Source organism: Ruegeria sp. BG10, assembly GCF_056538575.1.
Map to the genome: position 1 here is coordinate 1,650,892 of NZ_JBQFTI010000001.1, position 25,768 is coordinate 1,676,659.

A 25,768-nucleotide genomic window follows, 5' to 3' on the forward strand; every position below is an offset into this window, starting at 1 on the left:
CCTGAGGGCAAAATGCAGGAAAAGAACCGCCTAAACCGGTTTTTATTACTGAGGATTGCACCATGGGCTGGAAAACGCTGGACGATATGGACCTGAACGGCAAACGCGTATTGGTGCGGGTGGATATCAATGTACCGGTTGTGGACGGCGTTGTGACCGACGCGACGCGCATTCAGCGCATCGTGCCGACCGTGCAGGATATTCTGTCGGCCGGGGGCAAACCCATTCTGCTGGCCCATTTCGGGCGTCCAGGTGGCGAGCGGCGCGAAAACCTGTCGCTGAAGCAGTTGGTTCCGACGCTGGAGGCGGCGCTTGGTGCCAGTGTCCTGTTCGCCGCCGATTGCGTCGGCACCGAGGCCGAGCTGGCCGCCGACACCCTGCAGCCCGGTCAGGTGCTGCTGCTGGAAAACACGCGCTTTCACGCGGCTGAAACCAAGAACGACCCCGATCTGGCGGCCGGGATGGCCAGGCTGGGCGACATCTATTGCAACGACGCCTTTTCCGCCGCGCACCGCGCGCACAGCTCGACCGAAGCGCTTGCGCGCCTGCTGCCCTGTTGCGCGGGCCGTCTGATGCAACAGGAGTTGAGTGCGCTTGAAAATGCGCTGGGATCGCCAAAACGCCCGGTCACAGCGGTTGTGGGTGGTGCCAAGGTTTCGACCAAGCTGGATCTGCTGGGCAACCTGATCGACAAAGTCGACTATCTGGTCATTGGTGGCGGCATGGCAAACACGTTCCTTGTGGCCCGGGGTCAGGATGTGGGCAAGTCCTTGGCCGAACATGCGATGAAGAACACCGCCGCTGAGATCATGGCGAAGGCCGGCGCCTCCGGCTGTCAGATCGTCCTGCCGCGCGACATCGTGGTTGCCGAGAAATTCGAGGCCAAGGCCCCGCATCAGGTTCTGCCTGCCGATCAGTGCCCCCCTGACAGCATGATTCTGGATGCCGGTCCCGAAAGCGTCGCCGCGATCACCGACATCTTTGAACAAAGCCAGACCCTGATCTGGAACGGTCCGCTGGGCGCGTTCGAGCTTGAGCCGTTCGACGCCGCAACCAACGCGGCCGCGCTCAAGGCCGCGGCCCTGACACGGGCCGGTCAGCTGATTTCGGTCGCAGGCGGTGGCGACACGGTGGCCGCGTTGAACGCATCCGGCGCGGCAAAGGACTTTTCCTACATCTCCACCGCAGGGGGCGCGTTTCTGGAGTGGATGGAAGGCAAAACCCTGCCCGGCGTTGCCGCATTGGAACAATAATCTACCTCCGTCACTTGTGGCCGACCGTTGGGGATCGTGGTAAAATCTTCTTTTAATCAGGAGATTTGCCATGAAAGCCATTGCGGTCCTCGCGCTTGTCCTGATCCCCTGTTCATCCTTTGCCCAGTCTCATTGTGGCGGCCAGACGCAGCTGGAAATCAATTTCTGCGCGAAGGAGAATTGGGAAATCGCGGACCGTGAACTGAACCGGTTGTGGAAGGAAATCAAACCCGCAGCGGATGCGCGCGGCGATGGGCAGGCGTTGCTGAATGAACAGCGCGCCTGGCTGAAAACGCGCGATGCTACCTGTGAACAGGAACTAACCGCAGGCGGCAGCGCCGATGCCATGTTTTACTGGTCATGCATGGAAGAACAAACACTTAGGCGCAATCACGAGCTGACGGCCTGGCGTTGAAAACACGCGCTTTCCGTTGAGACACCGCGCAAAGTTTGGCCGTTTGAACTTTTCACTACCAGGCACGGAAAATTGCGAATCAGGGGATTCACAAGCCGAATCACCTGTGACATAGTGCGAACAGAGGCCCGCAAAGGGCACGTTTTTGAGGCAGACTTCATACGGCGGTAAACAGAGTGTCCCGTTCCCATCGGCCCGGTTTGGGCGCAGTTGTTTTCTTCATGGTGGCTTTCATGCTGGGTGTCTATTTCACCTTTGCCGCCGTGCAGGGAGACTATGGCCTGTTCCGACGGGTCGAGATTGCGGCGGAACGGGACGCCCTGTCGCGCGATCTGGCACAGCTGGAATCCGAGATTGCCGAAATGGAAAATCTGACGCGACGCCTGTCCGATACCTATCTGGATCTGGATCTGCTGGATCAGCAAACCCGAAGCGTTCTGGGCATGATCCGCGCGGATGAGATCGTCATTCGCTGACCCGCGACGCAGCCCCAAAACCTTTATCTTCTCAACGCAGCCCCGGTGACATGCGCCGAATTGCGCGCGATCCGACGCTGCGTCACATTTCCACTCGCCAGAAAGCAGGAAATGCTTTATGAGATAGTTTAACGCTAAACTATCTGCCGAGAGGGGGAGATTGCCGCTATGGCTGCGCGAAAAACCGCAAAGAAACCAAATGTTTCTGCAGAAGAGCTTACCACCTATTACCGCGAGATGTTGCTGATCCGCCGATTCGAGGAAAAGGCAGGGCAGCTATACGGAATGGGCCTGATCGGCGGTTTCTGCCACCTCTATATCGGTCAGGAGGCTGTTGTTGTCGGTCTTGAAGCCGCCGCCGAGGAAGGTGACAAGCGCATCACATCGTACCGCGATCATGGTCACATGCTGGCCTGCGGGATGGACCCGGGCGGCGTGATGGCCGAACTGACGGGGCGTATCGGGGGCTTGTCCAAGGGCAAGGGCGGCTCGATGCACATGTTCTCGAAAGAAAAGCATTTCTACGGTGGTCATGGCATTGTCGGTGCGCAGGTGCCGCTGGGCGCCGGTCTGGCCTTCGCCGACAAATACAAAGAGAATGGCCGCGTGACCTTCACCTATTTCGGCGACGGTGCCGCAAACCAGGGTCAGGTCTATGAGACGTTCAACATGGCCGCCCTGTGGGCCCTGCCGGTCGTCTTCGTGATCGAGAACAACCAATACGCCATGGGTACCGCTCAGGCCCGCTCCACCTCGACCAAGGACATCTACCACCGGGGCGAGGCCTTTGGCATCCCGGGTGAGATCGTCAACGGCATGGATGTGCTGGCCGTCAAGGAAGCCGGTGAAAAGGCGGTCGCCCACTGCCGCGCCGGCAAGGGGCCTTATATCCTGGAAATCAAAACCTATCGCTATCGTGGCCATTCGATGTCGGACCCGGCCAAATACCGCACCCGCGAAGAAGTTCAGAAGGTCCGCGAGCAGAGCGACCCGATTGAACATGTGCGCGAACTGCTGCTGGCTGGCAAGCACGCGACCGAAGACGACCTGAAGGCGATCGACAAAGAGATCAAAGAGGTCGTGAACCAGGCCGCCGAATTCTCGAAAGAAAGCCCCGAGCCGTCGCTGGACGAGCTTTGGACTGACATCTACGCCGAGGCCTGACAGATGCCGCATTTTGAGATTCACGCCAGCGACGTCGAGCAGGCCAAAACGTTCTATTCAGGCCTGTTCGGATGGGGCTTCACGCCGATGCCCGGCGGTGAGGAAGTTGGATATCACCTGATCGACGGCGACCAGATTGGCGGCTCGCCGCTGACCGGCGGCCTGATGCAGCGCATCGGCGACGCGCCTACCGCGGGTAGCCCCGTGCGCGGCGGTACAATGACCTTTGAGGTCGGCGACTGCGATGAGCGTTTTGCCTGGGCGTTGGCCAACGGAGGCGCTGAGGCCTTGCCGCCAACCGACTACCCCGGCATTGGTCGTTGTGCCTATGTGGAAGACGGACAAGGAAACATCGTCGGGATGATCACCCCGGCCGCGGAAGGAAACTGAGACATGGCAACCGAAATTCTCATGCCCGCACTCTCGCCCACGATGGAAGAGGGCACGCTGGCCAAGTGGCTGGTCAAGGAAGGCGACACCGTCTCCTCCGGCGATATCATGGCCGAGATTGAAACCGACAAGGCGACAATGGAGTTCGAGGCCGTCGACGAAGGCATCGTCGGCAAGATCCTGATCGCGGAAGGCACAGAAGGGGTCAAGGTCAACACCCCCATTGCGATCCTGGTTGAGGAAGGCGAAGACGCCTCTGCCCTGCCCGCTACAGCAGCGGTGGCCGAGGCCTCCCCCGCGGCGGTTGAGGCGCCCGCTCCTGCGGCGACGGCGCCTGCGGCCCCGGTGGTCGATCACTCGCCCGACTGGCCCGCCGACGCGGAAATGGCGCAGCACACGGTGCGGGAAGCCCTGCGCGACGCGATGGCCGAAGAGATGCGCAACAACGAAGATGTGCTCCTGATGGGCGAAGAAGTCGCCGAATATCAGGGCGCGTATAAGGTCAGCCAGGGTCTTCTGGACGAATTCGGCTCCAAGCGGGTGATCGACACCCCGATCACCGAGCATGGCTTCACCGGCATTGCCGTCGGGTCGGCCTTTGGCGGGCTGAAACCGATTGTCGAGTTCATGACCTTCAATTTCGCCATGCAGGCGATTGACCAGATCATCAACTCGGCGGCCAAGACGCTTTACATGTCCGGCGGCCAGATGGGCTGTCCCATCGTGTTCCGCGGTCCCAACGGTGCGGCGGCACGCGTGGGGGCGCAACACAGCCAGGACTATGCCGCCTGGTACATGCAGGTTCCTGGCCTGAAAGTGGTGATGCCCTATTCAGCCGCCGATGCCAAAGGCCTGCTGAAATCGGCCATTCGCGATCCCAATCCGGTGGTGTTCCTTGAAAACGAGATCCTTTATGGCCGCTCATTCGACGTGCCGCAGGTGGATGATCTGACCATCCCGCTGGGCAAAGCCCGCATCTGGCGCGAAGGGTCCGATGTGACCATCGTCAGCTTTGGCATCGGCATGCAGTTCGCTCTGGAAGCCGCTGATAAGCTGGCCGAGGAAGGCATCAATGCCGAGGTGATCGACCTGCGCACCATCCGCCCGATGGACACCGGCGCGATCATCAACTCGGTGATGAAAACCAACCGTCTGGTGACCGTCGAGGAAGGCTGGCCGCAAGGCTCGGTCGGCAGCTACATTTCCTCCGTGGTGATGCAGGAGGCGTTCGACTACCTCGACGCGCCAGTCATCAACTGCACCGGCAAGGACGTTCCGATGCCCTATGCTGCGAACCTGGAAAAACTGGCTCTGGTCACCACGGATGAGGTGATCGCAGCGGTCAAACAGGTGACCTACCGGTAAGATGATGGAGATCAGGGGCCGCGATCCAGCAACCGAATGCTACCGTGTCGAAATCGACGTCGACAACCGCATCGTACGGGCGCTGGTTCCCGAGCGTCTGGTTGCGGATACCGGTTTGACCGGCGCGCGCCCTTCTCATCAGACGGCATATGTCTGGATGGCCGAGAACAAGAATAAAATCGAAGCCGCGATTGCGACGCTCGCACGTGGCACGGGGCGCCCCAAGGCGCCCTATGACCAAATTACTTTGATTGAGGAGCGCTGAGATGCCCACCGAAATCCTTATGCCTGCCCTGTCCCCGACGATGGAGGAAGGCACACTTGCAAAATGGCTGGTGAAGGAAGGCGACACCGTCTCCTCCGGCGACCTGCTGGCAGAGATCGAAACCGACAAGGCCACGATGGAGTTCGAGGCCGTTGACGAAGGCACGATCGGCAAGATCCTGATCCCCGAGGGCACCGAAGGGGTCAAGGTCAACACCGCCATCGCGGTTCTGCTGGAAGATGGTGAAAGCGCCGATGATATCGCGTCCACACCTGCCGCAGCCCCGGCGGCTGCGCCCGCAGCGGCCGCAGGCAACGAGGCCGCCGCGCCAGCGGCGTCCGAGGCGGCTGCCCCCGCTCCGGCGGCTCCGGTCAAGGCCGATGGCGGGCGTATCTTCGCGTCCCCCCTGGCCCGCCGGATCGCTGCACAGAAAAGTCTCGATCTGGCGTTGATCAGCGGCTCCGGTCCCCATGGGCGCATCGTCAAAGCCGATGTCGAAGGTGCGACTGCAACCGCCGCCGCCCCTGCCGCAGCCGCAGCGGCCCCTGCCGCAGCAGCCCCGGCTGGCCCCTCGGCCGATGCCGTCGCCCGGATGTACGAAGGGCGGGATTACGAGGAAATCAAGCTCGACGGCATGCGCAAAACCATTGCTGCGCGGCTGTCCGAGGCCAAGCAGACCATCCCGCATTTCTATCTGCGCCGCGACATCAGGCTGGATGCGCTGCTGAAATTCCGCGGCCAGTTGAACAAGCAGTTGGAAGGAAGGGGCGTCAAACTCAGCGTCAATGACTTCATCATCAAGGCCGTCGCCAACGCGCTGCAACAGGTGCCTGCCTGCAACGCGGTCTGGGCAGGTGACCGAGTGTTGCAGCTAAAACCGTCGGACGTGGCTGTGGCGGTCGCCATCGAGGGCGGTCTGTTCACCCCGGTCCTGCAGGACGCCGACACCAAATCTCTGTCTGCCCTGTCGACCGAGATGAAGGATCTCGCCGCCCGCGCCCGCGAGCGCAAACTGGCCCCGCATGAGTATCAGGGCGGGACCTTTGCGGTCTCGAATCTGGGAATGTTCGGTATCGACAATTTCGACGCCATCGTGAACCCGCCGCATGCGGGCATTCTGGCCGTGGGCACCGGCGTCAAGAAACCGGTTGTCGGCGATGATGGCGAACTGACCGTGGCCACTGTCATGTCGGTCACCATGTCGGTCGACCACCGCGTCATCGACGGCGCGCTGGGGGCGGAACTGCTGCAGGCGATTGTCGACAATCTGGAAAACCCGATGGTTATGCTGGCCTGATCGTCGGCAGAGTTTTCGCCGCGTCGGGTGACTTACCCGGCGCGGCTGCAGTGACCCTTGCCGTGTTGTGAAAGGCTGTGACCGTAGCAGCCATTGCCGCAGCCCATGTGGCTGCTCACCTTGATTGCATCAAGTTCCCCGATGCAAAGGTGCGCCATGACCCTTGTGAATACGGCCAAATCCCTACTGATCTTGTCGGTTCTGGCGACTGCCATGCCAACTGGCACGGTTGCGAAACCCAACAGCTATCCAGGCGAAAATTCGACCTATCAGCCCGACCCTGCCGAAGTTGCAAAACGCAAGGCTGAACGTGCCAAACGGGTCGAAGACCGGAAAAAGCGACGTGAGGAAAAACGGCTCAAGCGGTTGAACAGAAAGAACAACCGCCCGAACTGAAGTTTTTTACTGGTCTTTGCCCAGCATGTGATCCATCGAGATCGATGGTTGATCGCACCCGGCCTCGCCCACGATCTTTGCGGGAATACCGGCGACGGTCTTGCAGGCCGGAACCTCTTGCAGAACCACAGACCCCGCTGCGATGCGGCTGCATGGACCAACTTCGATATTGCCCAGCACCTTAGCGCCGGCACCGATCAGAACGCCGTCACCGATTTTCGGATGACGATCCTCTTCTTCCTTCCCGGTTCCGCCCAGCGTTACGGAATGCAGCATCGAGACATTGTCGCCAACCACCGCCGTTTCACCGATCACGATCGAATGCGCATGGTCGATCATGATACCCTTGCCGATTTTCGCGGCCGGGTGGATGTCGATCCCGAATATTTCGGATGAGCGCATCTGGAAGAAATAGGCCAGGTCATACCGCCCCTTGCGCCACAGCCAATGCGCCACGCGATAAGCCTGCATCGCCTGGTATCCCTTGAAGTAAAGGACCGGCTGCAACAACCGATGGCAGGCGGGGTCACGCTCGTAAACCGCCATCAGGTCGGCACGCGCCGCTTCGATCAGGGTTGCGTCATCGGCATAGGCTTCGTCCACGATTTCACGCAGAACCATCATCGACATTTCATTCGAACACAGCTTTGCGGAAACCCGATACGAAAGCGCCCGCTCAAGGCTGCGATGGTGCAGGATACAGGCGTGAACCAGCCCCCCCATCAGGGGTTCACTTTCGACGGCCGCCTGGGCCTCGGTCGTGATGCGATCCCAAACCGGATCGACGGGAGTGACCTGACTGCGCTTTTCCAACATGGCTTTTGATCCTTTGCTGCGCCTAGAATGCCATTTAGTGGCAAAATCGCCAAACGCAAACCCGTGATCGGCAGGTTAACGAAAATGAATGAAAATGCGCTGTCAGAATTTGAAGGATTGATCCGTGCCCGGCTGGCAGAACTGGCCGAACAATCGGCTTCGGGGAAAAAGGCGCAGGCCATTGTCGAACTGGATCAGCAAGCCGTGGGCCGCCTGAGCAGAATGGACGCCTTGCAGAATCAGGCTATGGCCAAGGCCCAACAGGCAAACCGCGATCTGGAAGTTCGAAGGCTGACAGCCGCCCTAAGCCGAATTCAGGACGGCGAGTTTGGCTATTGCGAAGATTGCGGCGACGAAATACCTGCGGGCCGGCTTAATCTGGACCTCGCCGCCAGCAAATGCGTCAGCTGCGCGTCTTCTTGACCAGAAATTGGATCAGGTGACGCAGAACCTGTTCGAAACACTGACAATATTGAATGTCGTCGAACCCGGGCTCATCCGCCAGCAGCCGGTTGCGCGCGGCTGCCATCAGCGAACCGTTGCCGAAATGCGGGTGTAGTTTGCCGGTCTGACCGACATGTGCGTCGGCCAGTTCGGCTTCGTGGATCATTCGCAGGCAGAGGCGATCGCGATCCGCTGTCGGCGCGGTCAGCAAGACCCGCGCCGCGGCGCTGACATCACCGTGCAAAACAGGGCGCATGGTATTGCCTATCCGACCGTCAGTCTTGCGAATGATCCCGGCCCATAGCTGGCTGACACCTGCGCAACGCGCACCTCATAGGACCCAGTTGATCCATCATCTTGTTTCATTGCGGCGGGGTAATGAATTCCGGGCGCCTGGACGACGTCTTCACGTACCCGGGCACCGTTAACCCAAATCTGAACCAGGTAGGATTCGCTTTCCTCGCCCAGCGGCACCTCAAGTCCGGCCCAATCATCTCCGTCAATCCGGGTGCGGCGGATCCACGAGACATGATCACCTGCGGGTGATGCGGTTACCGCCAAATGCGCTGGTGCGTAGGGTCGAAGCCCATTGCCATCAAAAGCTTCCACAAGATGAGTAAAGGACGGATCATCATACCCCCGTGCGCCAGGACCGATCCGGTAATGCTTGCTGACCCGTCGCTCCGACCTTCGCAACCCGGTCTGGTAGACGCGCTGGTCAAGCAGCACGAACATCGACCCTTCCGGCCAGACCTCGGGCATGATCGCATCTGTTCCCAGCTGGCCGCGCAACCGCCCGGACAGGTTATAGATTCCTGTTTCCTGAAGGTCAGCGTCCGCGAACTGAAACACTTCCCAGTTGTTCGGCGTTCCGTCCCCAATCGCGGCCAGATTTGCCCCGTTCAGCAAAGCTTCGCGCGGGCGGGACTCCAGCAGCCCGTCAACCAGATTAACCCGCAAGGGGGCTGCCTCATCCCAAAGCCCGGCACTTGCCCGCATCAGGGGCGTTTCGGTAAATCCTATGACGGCCTGGGCCGAAATCACCTCTTGCAAGGCATAGTCCTCATCGCTTGCAGCCGAATAGACGGCGACGCTGCCCGGCCAAGGGTTGGCGGATACAGCCAGATACGGCGCGTGCGGCTGTTCGGAACCGGTGATCAAGGGCAAATCCATGAACACCGGCAATACGGGAACAGGAGCCACAAAGGGTTTTGCGGTCACCGCGTCATCGGGCAGGTCTGTGGGCGCATAGACGCCGGGTTCGATGCGAACGGCCTCTGCCAGTTGCATTTCGGCCTGTTCCAGACGGTCGATGCGATATCTCGCGCCTTCTCCATCCCCGTTCAGGCGGATCACGTCCCCAGCACCGACGTTCAGCAGCGACGGCGGCAGCGCGAACCGGGCCGTTTCGCGGGACACCCGGGCCTCGCTCAGCCAACGTTCGGCGGTTTGCCTGCCTTCGGCGCGCGTCATCGACAGCGGCATCTCGTTCACCGAAACCGAGTGTGTGCGGGTGTCCGGCAGGACCGCCTCTTCGGACACGATGTCATGATCGGCATCCGATTGCACAAAACGCAGGCGCACGCGGCCCGTCATCTCCGCTTCGGCTTCGCGCCGATATTCGACCCGTCCTTCGATATCCGAAATGTCGGCGAGCGTGTCGGTGTTCAGATCAATGGCGCTGTCGCCATTGCGCATCCGGAATTGCAACACGCCATCCCGTTCGATCGCATCGAACCCATAGCGCAACATCAAGGGTTGCAACGCCGCGCGGGCGCTGGTGACATCCTCAATCGCGTATCCCCGGACAACACCGTAAAGGCGCGAGACGTCTATGTCCGTTACGCCGGCCCCGTAACAGATTTCAGTTACGACAGAGGCCAGCGTCCGTGACCCGGACCGTCCGTTCAACCAGTGCCCGCGCGCATAGTTCGCGCCATCGCTCCACTGGCTGCGCAGGTTCGGGAATGTGGGGTAAGGGCGCGCGTCCCAGGCCCAGACATAAGCGTTCGACAGGTCGATCATTCGTCCGTCATAAACATCGGAAGCCGGGTTCGTATCCGAGTCGGACCAGTACCCCAACATTGCTTTCAGATATTGCACCTGAATGAAATCGTCGCGCTGTCCGTCAGAATAGCGCGGCAGGCTGGATTCCGACGACTTCGGATCCAAAAACTTGTTCGGTTGATTGGTGCCCTTGTCGATTGCGGCACAGCCAAGTTCGGTGAACCAGATCGGTTTTGACCCCGGCACCCAATCTGTCCGGTTGACTTGGCGCACCCCTCCAATCCGCTCGTGATGCGGTTGCGACCACCAGTTGCGCAAGTCCTTGTATCGCCAAATCCAGGCCTCGTCATACTCGCTGTCCTGGATGGGGCTGCGGATCTGGGCCTTAGCCTCCTCGGGCGAGGCGTAGTACCAGTCATAGCCTTCGCCACCTTCGATATTGCTGCGCAAATAGTCGATGTCGTAGATCGCGTCCGCGCCGGATTTGGCATCCAGATGATCTTCGCCCGCGCGCCAGTCCGACAGCGGCATGTAATTGTCGATGCCGACAAAGTCGATGTTGTCATCGGCCCACAGCGGGTCGAGATGAAAGTAGCGGTCGCCTGACCCGTCGTTGGGCTGATACCCGAAATATTCGCTCCAGTCGGCCGCGTATCCGATTTTTGTACCCGGCCCCAATATCTTGCGCACCTCGGCGGCAAGATCCTGCAGTTGGCGAACGGCAGGAAACCCGGTCAGGCCGCGGATCTGCGTCAGCCCGCGCATTTCCGACGATATGCAGAACGATTCAACGCCTCCGGCGGCTTTGCACAAAGCCGCGTAATGCAGGATGAACCTGCGCAATCCCCATTCCTGCGGCCCGCTATAGGAAACGGTGCCGTCACCAACCGCAAAGTCACTTGCACGGGTTTGCCCGAAGAACGTTCCCACCTGTGTATCCGCAGCCGCCGTCTGGTCCGGCGACCCTTCCCGCCCCGGAGCGGTGCTTAGCGTAATCCGACCTCGCCAGGGCAAGTGCGGCTGACTGCCGGCCTCGGACCAGGGGTCCGGCAGGCCGTTGTCACGCAACTGGTCCATCAGGATAAACGGATAAAACATGACGCGATTGCCTGCATCCTTCAGGTGCCGGATAGCCTGCACCACGGACTCGTCTGTCGGAGTTGCGCCGTAAACCGGGCGGTCCCCGTCCTGCCGCACCCGTTGTGCCGCGTTTCTGTGCACACCGGCCACGCGCCAGGGCATGCCCTTGCCTTCGATATCTTTATGCAAAACCTTGGGCTGGATCTGGCATTGCCCGCACCGCAGGTCATCGCCAAACCACGAAACGATCAAGGACGTGGCATCACATGCGGGCAATTCAGTGTTCAGTGCGCGTGTGGCGGTCACAAGGTCCGGCTTGCCGGATGCTGAATTAACATTCGCGGCCCAGCTTCGCCCCTGCCCCTTTGAGTAATTCACCTGTGTCGAGGCCAGCGCATATTCTCCTGTGCCAGGCATCAGGGCGACGCCCCGGATGGTTCTGGACAAGGCATCCGGTGTGTCAGGCATTCCGGCCTGTTCCTGGCGTACAACCTCAAAAGAAAACTGCGGAACGCGATTTCCGAACGCGCCCAGTTGCAGGTCTTCGATTACAACATAGGCTGTTCCGCGATAGGCCGGAACGTTTCCTGTTCCCTCAATGGACTCGATCAGTGGGTCCGGCAGTTGACTGTCCGAACCGCGGTAAATGCGCATGTTCAGCCCGGCGCGTTCCAGTTCCTCTCCGTCTGCCCATACGCGCGGCACGTCGGCAATACGTCCCGCGCCAACGGCAATGGCCAGAGAAATCGAGTAGCTGTAGCTGTGGGTGGTGGTAGTGACTTCGGGGGTTTTGGGAGACCCCTTGCCACCGCCCCCACCGGACTGAGTGGCGGTGCTCGTGCTTTTGGTTTCCAGAAAATCCGAAGCCCAGATCACCTGACCGCCCACCCGCATGCGCCCGAAGACAGTAGCAACCGGTGCCCCCTCACCGGATTCGGTAAGGCGAAACCGATCCAGACGTCCTGTCTCAACAACTTCGCTGCCGCCGCCCATCACCGACTGGCTCATCAGCCGTTGGTCGATGACACGGCCCAGTGTCGCGCCGATCGCTCGTCCGATCACCGCAGACGACAGGCCCGCGACAGTTCCGCCAACCGCCCCGCCAATCGCAGCCCCTGCCGCGGAAAGAACAATTGTAGCCATTCACATATCCTCCAGCGGAAATTCAAAACGGGCAACGATCCGGCGGCACCAGGGCGCGCTCAGAGCGTTCTCGACAACGCCATATCCGGAATAGGCGTGAATAAACCGGGGCACTGCACCAACGTCGCTGACAATGCCCACATGCTTGGCGACCCGGCCTTCCCGCATGCGGAAAAGCAAAATATCCCCGATGGCTGGGGCATTCGAGTTCTTCTCGATCAGGTGTCGTTGCGCGGCGGCCCACATCCGCTCCTCGCCCTGCGGCTCGGACCAGTCCATGCTATAGGTCGGAACCAGTTCCGGTTCCTGTCCGAATTGGGCCCGCCACACGCCTCGCAGCAAGCCCAGACAATCGGTGCCCGCGCCCTTGACCGACGCCTGGTGCACATAAGGCGTACCCAGCCAGCTGCGGGCTTCATCAACAATGTCCTGCCGACGCACGCTCATCGAATGCTCCCCCCTTTGTTCGGGTTGCCTTGCTTGGGAACAGCCATCACCCAATCTTCGCCCGGAAGATCAGGAAATCCCTGAAAGTTGATCAGATTGTTGAACTTTTTGCGGCAGGCGCTCATGCTTTTGTTACATCCTGCCGCCAGCCTGACCTGATCGCCGACCGCCAGACCGCCGCTCAGCCCGGACCACAAAGTAACATTCCGGCCGCCGGCAATTTTCCGGTCCAGCTTGATGGATGCCCATAGTCCAGCCGCACGCCCCGACAAAACGTCCAGCCTGCCGCGTTCGAACCATGCCGCGGCCGGAGCTTCTGCGCCTTTCAACTGCAATACGCTGAGACCGGTCAGACCGACGACTTCCGCCGTCGCCGCAAAGCCCGGAGCCTTCAGATCGAAATTGCAGGCCGCGTCACCCAACACGGCAGTACATGGTTTCTGATAAATTCTGCCCATGGGGCGGTTCAACAGGTCCGTCAGGCCGCGCAGTTCGGCGTAGAAGGCTCCGCCGGCGCGGCGAAGCTCGCCAATCGAGCCCCGAAACTGCAGCATGCGTTGCTCGGGTGCCGCCCAGTTGACCAGCCAGGCACGCACCTCGGCCCCATCGAACCGGCCGGCTTCGATGTCTTCTTCGGTCACGGCGGCATCAGACAGCGCGCCCATGGCCTCAGAATTGTCGATGGACAGACCGGTGGCCTGTTCGATCGCGGTCGCGGTCAGGCCGGTGCTGGCCTTGAACTCCAGACCATCAAAGCTCAACGCCATATCGTGGTCGGTGAACCCATAAACCTGCCCGTCCGAGCGTGTGATCGCCCAGCACCTGCAAGTCGTGGTCAGCCCGCTCTGCAAATGGTCCAGCAATCCCTGCTTGTCGCCACTCATCACACGCGCACCTCGACAACCGGGACATTCGGCACGTCGCCGGCCTGAAAACTGGCAACGCTGGTTTGAATCTTGTCGGTATCGAACCGAACCGGAACGTCGAATTCGAAACCTGCGGTGATCTCCACCTGTTCAGGCGGCGGTGCTGAAAAAGTTACCACCCCCCGTGCAAGGTCGACTTCGAAGTCGACACCTTCGCGCATTTCGTCCTGTTCAAGCCCGAGCTTTACCGACCCAAGCACCGGCTTGATGATCGGCCGGACATAGGTGAATTCACCGGATCTGTAAGTCTTCACCAGTTGAAACGCCGTCTGTACGCCGTCCCCCCGCGCAATGACCTGATCACCCTTATCGACATCCGCGGTGGCCGCGCCCGACTTGTAATCAGACCAGTCCTTCCAGCGGAACCCAAACATCTGGCCCTGCCTGGCTTCGAAAAAGGACACCAGCGTTTCGATGTCATCCAGAGACCGCATCCCCAGACCGGCATCATAGCGTCGCCTTGAATGTGCCCAGGGCGTGTTGCGCTCCTCGAACCCGTTGGCCAGCGTCACGATATCCGTGCGCCGTTCGGGACCGCCGACCGAGCCAAAGCTCAGGCTGGCGGGAAATCTCACCTCATGGAAATTCATGACCTGCTCCTGTCATTACCTGTTGCGATTGCCGCGGCCCAGCGCCCGGCTCATCTGAGCGGCGATCTGGCCCTGACTGCGACGGAATCCCTGCACGTCCGGAGTTGTGATGTTCATCACCACATTCACGGCGCGACCGCCTCCAGAGGTCCGCACCCCCAGCTTTCCGTCAGGTCCGCGCGCCAGAGGCATGATCGCCTCGGGGCCAGCCTCGCCCATCAATCCGGTGCCGCCACGCATGGGAAAGGTTGTGGGGCCGCTGACCACGCCGCCATTGGCAAACGGCATCACCCGGCCCTGCGAAAAGCTGCCCCCATCCGCGAAAGGCAGCATCCCCTGCACCAGACCGCCAACCGTGTTGGCCAGCATCCCGCCAAAATGATCCGTGACCGGTTTGATAGCCGCCGAATAGGCCGTTCGGATCATCGAATTCTTCAGCACGTCCAGAGCATCTGACAGGTTCATCCCATCCAGAACCACGCCGTCAAACGCCTTGCGCAAGCCACCAGACATGCCGCGCTCCAATGTAGCGACGTCCTTGCCGGTCTCCTCGAAGGCCGCACTGATCCGCTTCATCTGGCTGTCAAACGCTGCCGCCATCGAGGCCGCATCCCCCAGCGAGTCGCCCAGCGCCTCGCCCCGTTCCTGCAGGTCGTCAAACCCGTCACGATCCGTCATCACGCTCTCCTTGTTCCTTGTCCGGATAGGCCGCCAGAAGCGCGTCCAGACCGGCGCGGTTCAATGCCGGCAACCCTGCGCCCTGTCCCAGCATCAGCCGCAATTCGGCGGGCGTCAGCCGCCAGAATTGATCCGGCGACAGACGCAACACGACAAACCCGGCCCGCATAAGCGCGGGCCAGTCGAACCCGCTCATGATTCACCCGGCACCATGAAGGCCCGCGCCAGCAGTTCAGCAGCCGCGCACACGCCCGCCAACGGGCCGCCTTCAATTTCAGCGACCAGCAAGTCGGCGCCGGTCACATCAACCCCACCGCCCCGCAGCCCTGCTACGATCAGGGCGAGCACATCACCACTGGAATACGACCCGCCTTCGAACCGCTGCACCAATTCCACCAGGGACCCGGTGCCCAAGTCCTGTTCCAACCCCGCCAAGGCACCCAGCGTAAGCTTGAGCACCCGGCGCTCCCCATCGATGGTCAACGCCACCTCGCCCGTCCACGGATTGGCCATTGGATTACAGCGCTGTGAAGGCCAGAGCACCGGCGCTGGCCAGGCTCATCTCATAGGTCGCTTCACCATTGTGCGAGCCCGCATATTCGATACCCGTCACCTGAAACGCACCCTCGACAATGCCGAAATCAGGGATGATCACCTGAAAATTCGGCGTCTCGCCATCAAAGAACAGCTGCCGCGCGCGCTCATCCGTATCGGCGTCCTTGAACACGCCCGAACCCGAGATTGCGGCGGATTTAACCCCCGCCCCGGACAGAAGTTCGCGCCAGCCGCCCTGGCTTTCCAGACTGGTGACATCCACGCTTTCCGCATTGAAACTGACCCGCGTGGCGCGCAGCCCCGCAATGGTCTCAAACAGGCCCGAGCCGTTCATATCCACTTTGACCAACAGGTCTTTTCCGTTCTGGGCAGGCATATGCTCTCTCCGTTGATTGCTTAATCGTCTTCCACGCGGGCGCGAAAACGCAGGTCGATCTGGCGGATCGCGCCGCCGGTTCCTGTACGGCGGGCCGAAGCGCGCTCGAACCACAGACCCACCAACCGCCCCCGGTCTAGGGTCAGCGCAGCGCCTTCCAGCGCGTCGCACACCGCCCCGGCCAACGTCTTGGCGGACCCGAACCCGGCCGCTTCGGACACCACTGACACCGTGAACCGATGCACAGCCCCGCTGCCGGAATGGTCCGAGGCGTCGCGCACTTCCTCCGGCCCCAGCGTCACATAGGTCTGGGGCACCGATCCCGCCGGCACCGCGTCATAGACCGCGCCGTTCGCAAGCGCGCTGACCTGCGTGTCGCCGGAAATCTGCTGAAACACAGCCGCTTGCAGGGCGGCCGAAACGCCATAGCTCATGCCACCACCTCTTCATCTGCGAAACAGGTCAGGTACTGGCCGCGCGGGTCACGCTCGGCCACCGCGCGGATGACAAACCGGCGCGTGCCGTCGGCAAAGCGCTGATCCGGCGAAGGGCGCATCACAGACCCTTCGGGCGCGCCACGCACTACAATGCGATACCCGACACGGGAAACCGGCACCCCGGCCACCTGGCGTTCGGATCCGCTGCGCGCCGTGACCTCGACCCAGACCGCACCCAGCGGCCGCCAGGTCTCGGTGTACCCTCCCGCGCCATCGGCGACGCGGACTGGGGCTTCCAAGGTCAGCTTTCGGTTCAATCGCGGCGTCTTCATTGCGCCACCCCGGCACCGAAACGAACCACTCGGTATCTCTGGATCAGACTGGTGACGCCAAACGGCATGCACCCTGCGCCCAGAGCGGTTTCGTGGCGGTATTCATAGTAATGTGCGGCCAGCAGCAGAACCGCCTGCCCCAGATCGGCAGGCAATCCGCCCCAATCCGCAGCCATCCCAGCCGCAATATCTATCCTGACCGACCCGCCTGTGGGAATGACCGGCAAATATGCTTCCGCTGGGCAAAGACGTGGGCGCTGGCTGTCTTCGGCCAGGCGATACCGGCCGCTGTCCACAATCGTATCGGCCCCTACCGCGTCGATCACAGTCACTGCATTAATTGCGGTAACAGGGGTCACCGGTAACACCTCACCCGCCGCATCGCGCCAGCCGTTCAGACCCCACGAGAAGCCCCTCGCGATCAGCACCTTGCCGGTGCGTGCCTCGATTGCTGCGATCGCCGCCCGCAGAAAACCTTTCAGCACCTCGTCCTGCACGCTGTCTTCGGCAAACCCCGTGCCCAGCCGCAGATGCGCTTTGAACTGATCCACCGGCAGCGCCGCATCTGCGATGGCGGTTTCTTCGATCAACATCATCCATTCACTCCGCAATCTCGGACCGCTCCGGGCCCGCATTCTCAGGACTTGACGGGCACGCGCCGCCCCACGTTGCTCGGACGGAGGGGAGCAGCTAGACAACGCAGGGGATCTCACCCCGGCCCGCGCCCGCCGTCCCGGGGGTCGGTTGCCCGCCCCCCGGGATTCGCCACCGCTTAGGCGATGCCGAATTTCACCAGCTTGATTGCTGCAAAATCGCTCACATCACCGCCCACGCGCTTGGTCGCGTAGAACAGGACATGCGGCTTGGCGCTGAAGGGATCGCGCAGGACGCGCAGATCGGGGCGTTCGGCGATGGTGTAACCAGCCTGGAAATCACCAAACGCAATCGAGTAACTGTCGGTGCCCGCGTCCGGCATGTCCTCGGCGATCAGCACCGGATAGCCCATCAGGCGCGCCGGTTCGCCCGCCGCCAGACCATCGGACCACAGGAAGCGCCCATCGCTGTCCTTCAGCTTGCGGATCAGACCCGCGGTTTTCGAGTTCATCACGAAAGTGCCGTTGACCCGGTATTGCGCACCCAGCGCATAGACCGCATCGACGATAGAATCCGCGTCAACACCGCCATCGATGCCGGTTGGCACATATCCGATATTGCCCCAGGCCCAGACGTCGTTGTCAACCTTGGCGTGGTCCAAGATCCCCTTTGGCTTGTCGACGCCATCGCCACTGATAAAGGCCGAAGCTTCGGCGCGGGCGAACTTGTCCGCGATGCGACCGGCCAGCCATCCTTCGACGTCAAAGGCACTGTCATCCAGCAGACGTTGCGAGGCTTTCGGCAGCGCGCTCAACTCGTGCAGCGCGATCGAAATCCGGTCGATCGAGGGCGTTGCCGTTTCAGTCGCGGCCGACGCCTCATCCGCCCAGCCAGCGCCGACATCGGTATGGTCGATCAACACATCGAACGAATTCGCTTCGACATTCACGACGGACGCAATCGAACGGATCGAGGCGGTGGATTTCAGCACCGATTTGATGACCTCGGCCGTCTGCGGATCGACCAGGTACCCGCCGTCACTGTTCACCGCGCTTGTCAGCGATTTGGCCTCAATCTCCAGCCCGCGCAGGCCGTCATCATCGCCCGAACGCACATATGCGTCGAACGCCCTCTGATGCGGCGCACCGTCTTCGATAGACGCCGCAAGATGCGGGCGCGCCGCGATAGTTGTTTTTCGATCCAGCATGGTCAGTCGCTCTTCCGTCTGTTGTAGTTGATTTTTAACTTCAGCCTTCAGGCCCTTGAATTCATTCACGAAGCCAGCCATCGCCTGCTTCACCTCCTGAACCAGGGGCGCACCCTCTCCGGTCAAGGCCGGGATCTCGGTCTTGCTCATCAGCATGTCCTGTCTTTCGGTGGGTCTAAGGCGCGCTAGGTCCGCGCCAGCTCCTGCCGGGCGTCGTTGAACACCTCAGCAATACTGCGCCAGGTGTCCTCGGACCCGGGCACAGAGCCCTTTGCCGCCACCCGCGCACTGGGCAGCATCGGGAATGTCACCAAAGACACCTCCCACAGCTCCAGTTCGGTCAGGACCCGCTGGCCCTTGTCATTCTTCACAGCCCGCTTGGTGCGATAGCCAATCGACAACCCGTCCATCGCGCCCGCCCGGATCAGCTCCGCCGCCTCTCGACCCTTTTGCGTGCTCTCCAGCAAGCGCCCTTTGACCCACAGGCCCTTGTCGTCCTCACGCACCTCGTCCCAGACTCCAATGGGCTGTGCCGGGTCGTGCTGCCACAGCATCTTGACTCGTTGGCCCGCCTTGACGAGCCCGTCAAGTGAGGCTTGATACGCCCCCCGCTGCACCACATCGCTGCCCTGATCAACTTGCCCAAACAGGCTTGCGTAACCTTCGATCACCGCGTCTTCTGTAACGGACAACCCGTCCCCAAAGCGCGCGAACTTATGCTCCAAATCCATGAACTTCTCCATGTAAGTCACTGAACTCATGGCGTTACCACCAACAGAGATTGAAACGCCTGCGCCAGAATCACCGCGACCACGCCGTAGACCGTCAGCCACAACCGCTTTTCCAGTCGTTCCATCATCTCTTCGATCTGATCCAACCGCCTGCACAAATGCGCGTGCTGGATCTCGGCCACCCGCTCATGCGCGGCCAGGCGCAGGCCCGGCGCGCAATCGAACGGGGGATACCCGTCAGACATCCGCACGCTCCGGCAGCCCCAACAGCGCGCGTTTCTCGGCATCTGTCAGGAACTCAGCCCCGCTGACCCGCGCCCATTGCGCATCGCGTTCCGCCGATAGCGCGGGCACCTGATCCAGATCGGGCTTCAGCATCAAATCCTCGCCGGTAAAGCCCGCCAGCCACTCCGACACCGCCGCCGCCACCCGCGTCACCAGGGGCAGCACGGTCAGGCGATAAAACGCCCGATTGGCCTCCTGATAGTTCGAATAGGTCGCGTCGCCTTGTATCCCCAGCAGCATTGGCGGGACCCCAAAGGCCAGCGCGATCTCGCGGGCGGCGGCTTCCTTGGTCTTTTGAAACTCCATGTCGGACGGAGAGAACCCCATCGGTTTCCAATCCAAGCCCCCTTCCAGAACCATCGGGCGGCCAGCATTCCGCGCCCCGCGATAGTTCTGCTCGATCTCATCGGACAGGCGGCGGAACTGATCCTCGGCCATCACCCCATGGCCATCACCCTTCCACACCAGTGCCCCCGAAGGCCGCGCCGCATTGTCCAACAGCGATTTCGACCACCGAGACGCGCTGTTATGCACATCAATCGCCATCGCCGCCGCCTGCATCGGCGAGAACCCATAGTGATCGTCCTGCGGGTGAAACGACTTGATGTGGCAGATGTTTTCTGCCGCAAACCGATGCTTCTTGCCACCGACCGCATAGTCATAGGCCTTGGGCCACCCATCCGCCCCCGGCACCACGCTCATCCGGTCTGAGCGCAACACGTGCAGCTCAACCGGCAACCCTTCCTCGGCCTGAACTGCCTCAACATAAGCATTGCCCGACAGCAGCAACTGCCCGAACAGCGCCTCCATCAACTCTGCCCGTCCCTGCGCCGCATTCGGTCGGCGCATCAGCGACAGGATCGGATGAGTATCAAACCGCTGCGCTTGATCCTGCAACACCAGAGGCAGAGCCGCCGCCGCCTCAGCAATCAGCTTGACCGAGCGAAACCCCACCGGGTTCCCCGAAAACCCCGTCCGCGTCAGAGACACCGCATCCCGAGGGCTCCACGCTACGCGTCCGCCCGTCTGCCACGCCACCACAGGCCCCGCCGCGCTCGCCTTCGCCTCTGGCGCGTCCCCAGCCGATCCACGACGCAAGAAATCGAATACCATCTGTGCTCCTTTCTGCCGCCGCTCTGCCCGGCTTGTTGAAAGGAGTTATGTCGGAAAGAAGTTTAAGGCTTGGGAATGGGGCGTACGGGGGTTGGGCAACGGTGGCATTTTCGTGTGGTTACGACGATTTACCAAAGATGGTAAAAAGACGTTATATAAATGCCGGAAATTCTGTATCAAACTAACATGTTGACTGAGTTCTTTGAAAGAGTCGGCAATTCGAAGTGGTTGCCATGGATCGAGTTAACTCCAATCCTAATTTTCTTAGTTTGCGCGATGATTGTCGGAGAAGGCCTCCTTGGTATTGCAGGTATAGCCTATTTGGCCAGCATGCCGTTAGGAGTTGCAGTGGGTGGGTTTGCGGCGAATCGTTTGAGCAAGAAATTGTTCCGACGTAAGCCCGAGATCGAACAAAGGCTTACCCGATCACTGTCGGCGCTCGGGTTTCTTTCGTTGCCTTCGTTCGTCGGATGGGCGGCCAATTCTTACTTGGATGCCGGAATCGACATGTATTCTCTGAAAACACATTTGTTTTGGGCTTGTGTCATAAGTGGCGGCGTTTTTCTGATCAATCCAAGTGTATCAAAGACTTAGCTTATCGTTCGGTAAGAATACCAAAGCTGACAAATCCGAACGCCTCGCCAAGTCAAGCCGCGACGAGACGGACTCTCCAAAGCCCTCACAACGCCCTTACCCTCGGCCGCCGATACGCGCCCGCAGGCCCCACAACCAACTCATGCAGTGCCCAGACCAACGCGTCGACGCGGTCGGGTGAGGCTTGCCCCTCGAACCCTCGCGCGGTCATCTGGCACATCTGTTCCTCCAGCGCATCCATCCCGGCCACATGGTGCACCCGCCCTTGCTCGTACAGGGCCGCCACAGGCTCGGCTCGCGCGACCTTGCCGCGTGAGGCCCGCACCGCGCGATAAGGGACCAGAGGGTCCACCTGTCGCATCACCTCTTCCACCAGTTGCCCGCCCTGATTGACCTCGGCCACCAGCCGTTCGGCCCCGAACTCATCCATCGCGTCAATCGCCGCCTGGGCCCAGCCCGCCGGACCAACGCCCTGAACCGTTCGATCGGCCAGCACATAGGCGCGCCAGTCCTCAGGCGGCCCCTGCAGCTGAGCCCCCACGACCACGATCCCGCAGGCATCCGCGCCTAAACCAGGCGTTACCGCCGGGTCCAGCGCCACGACGATGCGATGCAACGCAGGCACATGCCCGCACCGCGCCGCCTCCAGAATCGAGCCCGTCCACAGCGCTCCCTCGGCATCCGACAACAGCACCCCGTCCAATTCCTGCCGCCCAAGCCGGGTACCCGCATAACGCGCGCGAACCTCGTCCAGAAACGAGCCCGCCAGATTGGCCCGGTTCGCCTCAGTCGGCGCATGGGTTTGAACGGTGGACGGAGACGCCAGCAACTCTTTCAAAACCTTCACATTGCGTGGTGTGGTCGTCACACAGACCCGCGGCCGCTCCCCCAACCGCAAGGCAAATTGCAGCATATCCCAAGTGTCGCCGGCCTTCTTCCACTTGGCCAGTTCATCTACCCAGGCCGCGTCGAACTGAGGACCCCTCAGCCCTTCAGGATCATGCGCCGAAAACGCCTGTGCCTCGGCCCCGTTCGGCCAGATCAACTTGCGCTCGGATGCTTTCCACACCGGAAGCCGATCCGGCGGCGAGCACTGCAAAATCCCGCTATCGCCGAAAATCATCACATCGCGCACCTGATCGAAGGTCTCGCCAACCAAAGCCACGCGACTGGCCTCACCACGGTCCAACGGTTTCGAACCTTCAACCATTGACCGCAACCACTCGGACCCGGCGCGCGTCTTCCCCGCGCCGCGCCCGCCCATGATCACCCAAGACCGCCAGTCCCCTTCGGGCGGCAACTGATGCGGCAGCGCCCAGAACTCGAACAGGAAAGGGAGGGCGCACAGCCCCCCCTCCCCGATCTCACTCAGAAATCTCTCCCGCACCTCGGCATCGACGGAGGCGAGCCAGCCTGCACCCGATTTCAAATCGAGCGCGCTCAAGGTCGAGCGCATACCCTCCTTGGGCAATTCCGGCTTGTCTGTGATGTTGTTCGACAAAATTCGCCTCCACTTTCTGGCAGGTTCGGATCAGCCCCTCTAGCTGACCGAGTTGCCGTGCTGAACCAGCAAGATCTGCATCCTCCCCGGCTCCGATCTGCCTGCGCAGTTCTTCTGCTGCTTTGCGCAAATCGCGAATGGACCTCTCAAGCGACTGCAACAAATCTGCCGTCTGAGAAATCCGCTCCTCCGGGGTAATCAAAGTCATGTTTGCCTGTGACCTCATGCGTGAGTTTTCTCCGCACGAGAGAAACGAAAAACGGCCACCGGGTCGCCCCGGGGCCGTTGCCCACCTCTTCTAGCATGACACAACCTATACGAGAAATCGCGCGTGGAGTCAAGAAAATACGCAACGCCAGAAACACCCAACGCACTCAAAAATATAGAAAAATTAACACATCTGGACCGCGCCGGCAAATATCGAACCCAGATCAATTTCGTAGCCTGGCTTTGTTTCCCCAATACCGTTTGGCACTCAGGAAAACACAACGTTCTCTTCTGAACGTGGTTTGACCCGCGCAGTTGCAAAGCCCCTTGTCGAATGGTTGCCAAGAAATTGTTGCGCCCATTTCGCCGGCACCGGTCAACAGTAGAATTTTGTTTTGTGGAAAAAACGTAAACAATTGGCTAGTCTACACGTCATTAACTTGTTTTTGAATTTGAGGACTTATCTGACATGGCGGACGAAGAGCCGCATCCTACGTTGCATGATGACGATGCTTTCGAATTGCTTGAGCGGCGCTTGTCCGATCAGGTCAGATCGCGTGTCGAGACGACGCTCAAGTATCGCTACGGGACGATCTTTGCGATTTTGCTCTCGGTAGCTGCCTTTTTTGGGTACGACTTCGTCGAGCGGGCCCGCGAGGAAGTGCAATCCAGCCTAAAGGAACTTTCGGAAGACGTTACCGCGGCACAAGGCGATCTTGCTGCTTTCCAAAAACGGGTCACAGAGCTTGAGCAGGAATTGACGCCTTTGCTTGAGGACTTTCAGGAACTAAAGGTCGATTTCTCCAAGCTCGACAATACGTTCACCGAAATCGAGCAAGAAACCGAGCGTGTTCAGGACCAATTGGACGGCTTCATCCGAAAGCAGACCGATATCATCGCCATCAATTTCGGGAATACACTTGATCCGTTCGACAATGAAACCGCCGGTTTTTACAAGGCAATTCTGGAATTTGCCGACAAACAGAACTACACGACATTGGCCGTCTTTGCCACGGTTCAACTGGCGATAAACAGGGCGTTCAATAATGAGGTGCAACTGGCGCGAAGCCTGTTCAACGACGCCGAAGAAAAAGCCCGTAAAGTCAGCAATGCTGACTACCTGAACGTACTTCTGCAAAGGGCCAGCACAGAAAGCGACCAGGGTCTGTTTACCGACGCGTTGATTACGCTGGAAGTCCGCGCTGTCAGCAGTCTGGATGGGGTCGATGCATCCCTCAAAGGAGATGTGTATCAGGCTATCGGCAACATCTACCAAAATAATCTGAAATTCCCTTCGGCAATCGAAAGATACGAAAAAGCCGCCGAGTATTACAAAGCCGCGCAGAATTTCGACCGCTTGTCGCGGATACAAAAAACCATCGGAAACATACGCGTGCGGCGGGAACTTCCCGAAGTTTTCGATCTTGAAGCCGCTCAGACCGCTTATGACGAGGCCGTGCGGGTCGGCCAGTACAACAATGATCGCCTGATATTGTTTCAGTCCCTGTCCGGTTTGGCGAAACTCATGAAAGAAAAAGGCGACATGGCAGAAGCACGAAAACACGCCTGCCGCGCCGCCGAATATGCGACCGGGGCACCTGTTTTTGGCGACCGAAACCGCGTTGTCCGCGAATTTGGTGACGAAAGCCAAACTACGTTCGAGGAACTTTGTACATGAACGGCCAAAGCAGATTTGCCATATCACTTGTGTTAATCACCGCCTCACCTGCCGCCGCGCTGGCGAACTTTGCCGCAGAACGGTGCAACCCGGTCAACGAACTGCTGGTGGTACGCACGGTAGACCAGGAATTATTCCCCTCAGTCGGCATAATCGAGCCAGTTGCGCGTAACAAATTTACCTTGCTATGCCTGCGCCCCAGCGCAACCAGCGCCAAGGTCGCCTGGGCGCAAGAGTTTGAATGCGACGGGGCCTCTGCCGCCGTTGATTGGCGAAGCGCCGGCCGAATACGCGTGAATTGTGTCGCCCAGGAACCTGACACCGCATCAGAGGAAACAAACTAGATGAGAAACACTGTCCTGAAATTCATCTTTGCTCTGAGTGGCGGACTGTTGGCGTTCACGACTTCGGCGGCGGCTCAGGATTTTTTGGGGGAACAGACTTTTCGTTGTCTGGATTTCGAAGTTGAGGTCTGGGGCGAATATGATCGCGTTACGATCTTTCGCAACGAGGGCGACATTCTGGAAATCCCGAGAGGCGAGCCGGTCATGTGGTTTTGCGGACGAGACCGCATCGAGCTCAAGTGCCACCGCGATGCCGACCTGTTGGACGTCTTTTGGGATGGTGAGGGCATTATCTCATTCCAGTGCCTGCGCAGGTAACCGCACCTGAATGATGCCGCTAAGCGGACCACATGGCTGACAGACGATCAAATCCAGTACCGTAAGGAAGGGTGCGACCGGCGACGCGTACGGCAACGCTTGACATTCCCTTTGCAAAACGTCATTGCCGCCGCATAGCGCTGATGCGTGAGTACACGCCGGCAGAACCGGTCCACAGCGCCACTACACTCTCCAGTTCCCCTTCACGCAGGGTTCTTGAAGCGACAGCCAGATACCGCAGGACTCGCCTGTGGGTCCCGAGGTTTCGCTAAACCCCTGCCGGTCGCGCCGATTGCGTGGCCAGTAACTCTTGTCCGTGGCCGACATGTCGCCACGGAAAAAGG

General features: G+C 60.3%; 32 protein-coding genes. 14 read left to right on the plus strand and 18 right to left on the minus strand.

What is annotated here, in order from left to right; translation table 11 throughout:
• Nucleotides 1-62: 62 nt before the first annotated feature.
• The 9 genes from ACR0D8_RS08190 to ACR0D8_RS08230 all read left to right on the plus strand — a co-directional run bounded on the left by ACR0D8_RS08190 (nt 63) and on the right by ACR0D8_RS08230 (nt 7,021).
• Nucleotides 63-1,253, plus strand: a complete 1,191-nt coding sequence (locus ACR0D8_RS08190) for a phosphoglycerate kinase (protein WP_480645684.1) — start codon at nt 63-65, stop codon at nt 1,251-1,253.
• 70 nt (nt 1,254-1,323) lie between these two features.
• A complete protein-coding gene (locus ACR0D8_RS08195) occupies nt 1,324-1,668 on the plus strand; it encodes a lysozyme inhibitor LprI family protein (RefSeq protein ID WP_480645685.1) in 345 nt (114 codons plus the stop codon).
• A 176-nt stretch (nt 1,669-1,844) separates the two neighbouring features.
• On the plus strand, nt 1,845-2,144 hold the full coding sequence (locus tag ACR0D8_RS08200) for an FtsB family cell division protein (RefSeq protein WP_475161677.1): 300 nt from the start codon (nt 1,845-1,847) through the stop codon (nt 2,142-2,144).
• A gap of 168 nt (nt 2,145-2,312) precedes the next feature.
• A complete protein-coding gene (pdhA, locus tag ACR0D8_RS08205; RefSeq protein WP_480645686.1) occupies nt 2,313-3,308 on the plus strand; it encodes a pyruvate dehydrogenase (acetyl-transferring) E1 component subunit alpha in 996 nt (331 codons plus the stop codon).
• A gap of 3 nt (nt 3,309-3,311) precedes the next feature.
• A complete protein-coding gene (locus ACR0D8_RS08210) occupies nt 3,312-3,698 on the plus strand; it encodes a VOC family protein (RefSeq protein ID WP_480645687.1) in 387 nt (128 codons plus the stop codon).
• 3 nt (nt 3,699-3,701) lie between these two features.
• A complete protein-coding gene (locus ACR0D8_RS08215) occupies nt 3,702-5,063 on the plus strand; it encodes a pyruvate dehydrogenase complex E1 component subunit beta (protein ID WP_480645688.1) in 1,362 nt (453 codons plus the stop codon).
• Between the two features lies 1 nt (nt 5,064).
• The gene (locus ACR0D8_RS08220; protein ID WP_475161684.1) at nt 5,065-5,328 is read left to right on the plus strand and encodes a hypothetical protein; all 264 of its coding nucleotides are present in this window, start codon (nt 5,065-5,067) and stop codon (nt 5,326-5,328) included.
• A gap of 1 nt (nt 5,329) precedes the next feature.
• A complete protein-coding gene (locus tag ACR0D8_RS08225; protein WP_480645689.1) occupies nt 5,330-6,625 on the plus strand; it encodes a pyruvate dehydrogenase complex dihydrolipoamide acetyltransferase in 1,296 nt (431 codons plus the stop codon).
• Nucleotides 6,626-6,781: 156 nt separating this feature from the next.
• The gene (locus ACR0D8_RS08230) at nt 6,782-7,021 is read left to right on the plus strand and encodes a hypothetical protein (protein WP_480645690.1); all 240 of its coding nucleotides are present in this window, start codon (nt 6,782-6,784) and stop codon (nt 7,019-7,021) included.
• Nucleotides 7,022-7,027: 6 nt separating this feature from the next.
• Here the strand turns inward: ACR0D8_RS08230 and cysE are convergent, their stop codons facing one another.
• Nucleotides 7,028-7,837, minus strand: a complete 810-nt coding sequence (gene cysE, locus ACR0D8_RS08235) for a serine O-acetyltransferase (RefSeq protein ID WP_475161696.1) — start codon at nt 7,835-7,837, stop codon at nt 7,028-7,030.
• A gap of 84 nt (nt 7,838-7,921) precedes the next feature.
• On the opposite strand from cysE, the gene ACR0D8_RS08240 reads away from it, so the two are divergent.
• Nucleotides 7,922-8,260, plus strand: a complete 339-nt coding sequence (locus ACR0D8_RS08240; RefSeq protein WP_480645691.1) for a TraR/DksA family transcriptional regulator — start codon at nt 7,922-7,924, stop codon at nt 8,258-8,260.
• On the opposite strand, the gene ACR0D8_RS08245 is transcribed toward ACR0D8_RS08240, so the two are convergent.
• The 16 genes from ACR0D8_RS08245 to ACR0D8_RS08320 all read right to left on the minus strand — a co-directional run bounded on the left by ACR0D8_RS08245 (nt 8,241) and on the right by ACR0D8_RS08320 (nt 20,782).
• Nucleotides 8,241-8,537, minus strand: a complete 297-nt coding sequence (locus tag ACR0D8_RS08245; RefSeq protein ID WP_480645692.1) for a DUF7742 family protein — start codon at nt 8,535-8,537, stop codon at nt 8,241-8,243. The genes ACR0D8_RS08240 and ACR0D8_RS08245 overlap by 20 nt on opposite strands.
• Nucleotides 8,538-8,545: 8 nt before the next feature.
• On the minus strand, nt 8,546-12,511 hold the full coding sequence (locus tag ACR0D8_RS08250) for a baseplate multidomain protein megatron (RefSeq protein WP_480645693.1): 3,966 nt from the start codon (nt 12,509-12,511) through the stop codon (nt 8,546-8,548).
• Nucleotides 12,512-12,958, minus strand: coding sequence for a CHAP domain-containing protein (locus ACR0D8_RS08255; protein ID WP_480645694.1), 447 nt, complete (start codon nt 12,956-12,958; stop codon nt 12,512-12,514). It abuts the gene before it with no gap.
• Entirely contained in the window at nt 12,955-13,842 is an 888-nt protein-coding gene (locus ACR0D8_RS08260) for a DUF2163 domain-containing protein (protein ID WP_480645695.1), read from the minus strand. The genes ACR0D8_RS08255 and ACR0D8_RS08260 overlap by 4 nt, the downstream gene beginning before the upstream one ends.
• Nucleotides 13,842-14,474 carry a phage distal tail protein, Rcc01695 family gene (locus tag ACR0D8_RS08265; protein ID WP_480645696.1) on the minus strand — a complete coding sequence of 211 codons (633 nt, stop codon included), beginning with the start codon at nt 14,472-14,474 and terminating at the stop codon, nt 13,842-13,844. The genes ACR0D8_RS08260 and ACR0D8_RS08265 overlap by 1 nt, the downstream gene beginning before the upstream one ends.
• A gap of 15 nt (nt 14,475-14,489) precedes the next feature.
• Nucleotides 14,490-15,152, minus strand: a complete 663-nt coding sequence (locus ACR0D8_RS08270; protein ID WP_475161715.1) for a phage tail tape measure protein — start codon at nt 15,150-15,152, stop codon at nt 14,490-14,492.
• Complete coding sequence (locus ACR0D8_RS08275) at nt 15,139-15,348, minus strand: rcc01693 family protein (RefSeq protein ID WP_480645697.1); 210 nt, start codon at nt 15,346-15,348, stop codon at nt 15,139-15,141. Before ACR0D8_RS08275 ends, ACR0D8_RS08270 begins: the two co-directional genes overlap by 14 nt.
• Nucleotides 15,345-15,665 carry a gene transfer agent family protein gene (locus ACR0D8_RS08280; RefSeq protein WP_480646381.1) on the minus strand — a complete coding sequence of 107 codons (321 nt, stop codon included), beginning with the start codon at nt 15,663-15,665 and terminating at the stop codon, nt 15,345-15,347. Before ACR0D8_RS08280 ends, ACR0D8_RS08275 begins: the two co-directional genes overlap by 4 nt.
• A gap of 4 nt (nt 15,666-15,669) precedes the next feature.
• Nucleotides 15,670-16,083 carry a phage major tail protein, TP901-1 family gene (locus tag ACR0D8_RS08285; protein WP_475161724.1) on the minus strand — a complete coding sequence of 138 codons (414 nt, stop codon included), beginning with the start codon at nt 16,081-16,083 and terminating at the stop codon, nt 15,670-15,672.
• Between the two features lie 20 nt (nt 16,084-16,103).
• Nucleotides 16,104-16,517 (minus strand): DUF3168 domain-containing protein, encoded by a 414-nt coding sequence (locus ACR0D8_RS08290; protein ID WP_480645698.1) that lies wholly within the window; start codon nt 16,515-16,517, stop codon nt 16,104-16,106.
• Complete coding sequence (locus ACR0D8_RS08295; protein ID WP_480645699.1) at nt 16,514-16,852, minus strand: phage head closure protein; 339 nt, start codon at nt 16,850-16,852, stop codon at nt 16,514-16,516. The genes ACR0D8_RS08290 and ACR0D8_RS08295 overlap by 4 nt, the downstream gene beginning before the upstream one ends.
• A complete protein-coding gene (locus tag ACR0D8_RS08300) occupies nt 16,849-17,448 on the minus strand; it encodes a head-tail connector protein (protein ID WP_480645700.1) in 600 nt (199 codons plus the stop codon). The genes ACR0D8_RS08295 and ACR0D8_RS08300 overlap by 4 nt, the downstream gene beginning before the upstream one ends.
• 176 nt (nt 17,449-17,624) lie before the next feature.
• The gene (locus ACR0D8_RS08305) at nt 17,625-18,803 is read right to left on the minus strand and encodes a phage major capsid protein (protein WP_480645701.1); all 1,179 of its coding nucleotides are present in this window, start codon (nt 18,801-18,803) and stop codon (nt 17,625-17,627) included.
• 35 nt (nt 18,804-18,838) lie between these two features.
• The gene (locus tag ACR0D8_RS08310) at nt 18,839-19,396 is read right to left on the minus strand and encodes an HK97 family phage prohead protease (protein WP_480646383.1); all 558 of its coding nucleotides are present in this window, start codon (nt 19,394-19,396) and stop codon (nt 18,839-18,841) included.
• Between the two features lie 14 nt (nt 19,397-19,410).
• On the minus strand, nt 19,411-19,629 hold the full coding sequence (locus tag ACR0D8_RS08315) for a GTA head formation protein, RCAP_rcc01685 family (protein ID WP_480645702.1): 219 nt from the start codon (nt 19,627-19,629) through the stop codon (nt 19,411-19,413).
• On the minus strand, nt 19,622-20,782 hold the full coding sequence (locus ACR0D8_RS08320) for a phage portal protein (protein WP_480645703.1): 1,161 nt from the start codon (nt 20,780-20,782) through the stop codon (nt 19,622-19,624). The genes ACR0D8_RS08315 and ACR0D8_RS08320 overlap by 8 nt, the downstream gene beginning before the upstream one ends.
• Nucleotides 20,783-20,941: 159 nt before the next feature.
• Between ACR0D8_RS08320 and ACR0D8_RS08325 the strand changes: the two genes are divergently transcribed.
• Entirely contained in the window at nt 20,942-21,376 is a 435-nt protein-coding gene (locus tag ACR0D8_RS08325) for a hypothetical protein (protein WP_480645704.1), read from the plus strand.
• Between the two features lie 85 nt (nt 21,377-21,461).
• Here ACR0D8_RS08325 and ACR0D8_RS08330 read toward each other — a convergent pair whose 3' ends face one another.
• On the minus strand, nt 21,462-22,832 hold the full coding sequence (locus ACR0D8_RS08330) for a DNA-packaging protein (protein ID WP_480646385.1): 1,371 nt from the start codon (nt 22,830-22,832) through the stop codon (nt 21,462-21,464).
• Between the two features lie 721 nt (nt 22,833-23,553).
• Between ACR0D8_RS08330 and ACR0D8_RS08335 the strand changes: the two genes are divergently transcribed.
• From ACR0D8_RS08335 to ACR0D8_RS08345, 3 genes are read left to right on the plus strand one after another with little or no spacing between them, the layout of a single operon-like run.
• A complete protein-coding gene (locus ACR0D8_RS08335; RefSeq protein WP_480645705.1) occupies nt 23,554-24,762 on the plus strand; it encodes a YfgM family protein in 1,209 nt (402 codons plus the stop codon).
• Nucleotides 24,759-25,106: a hypothetical protein gene (locus ACR0D8_RS08340; protein ID WP_480645706.1), complete on the plus strand. Its 348-nt coding sequence runs from the start codon at nt 24,759-24,761 to the stop codon at nt 25,104-25,106. The genes ACR0D8_RS08335 and ACR0D8_RS08340 overlap by 4 nt, the downstream gene beginning before the upstream one ends.
• On the plus strand, nt 25,107-25,424 hold the full coding sequence (locus ACR0D8_RS08345) for a hypothetical protein (protein WP_475161751.1): 318 nt from the start codon (nt 25,107-25,109) through the stop codon (nt 25,422-25,424). It abuts the gene before it with no gap.
• Nucleotides 25,425-25,768: the final 344 nt, after the last annotated feature.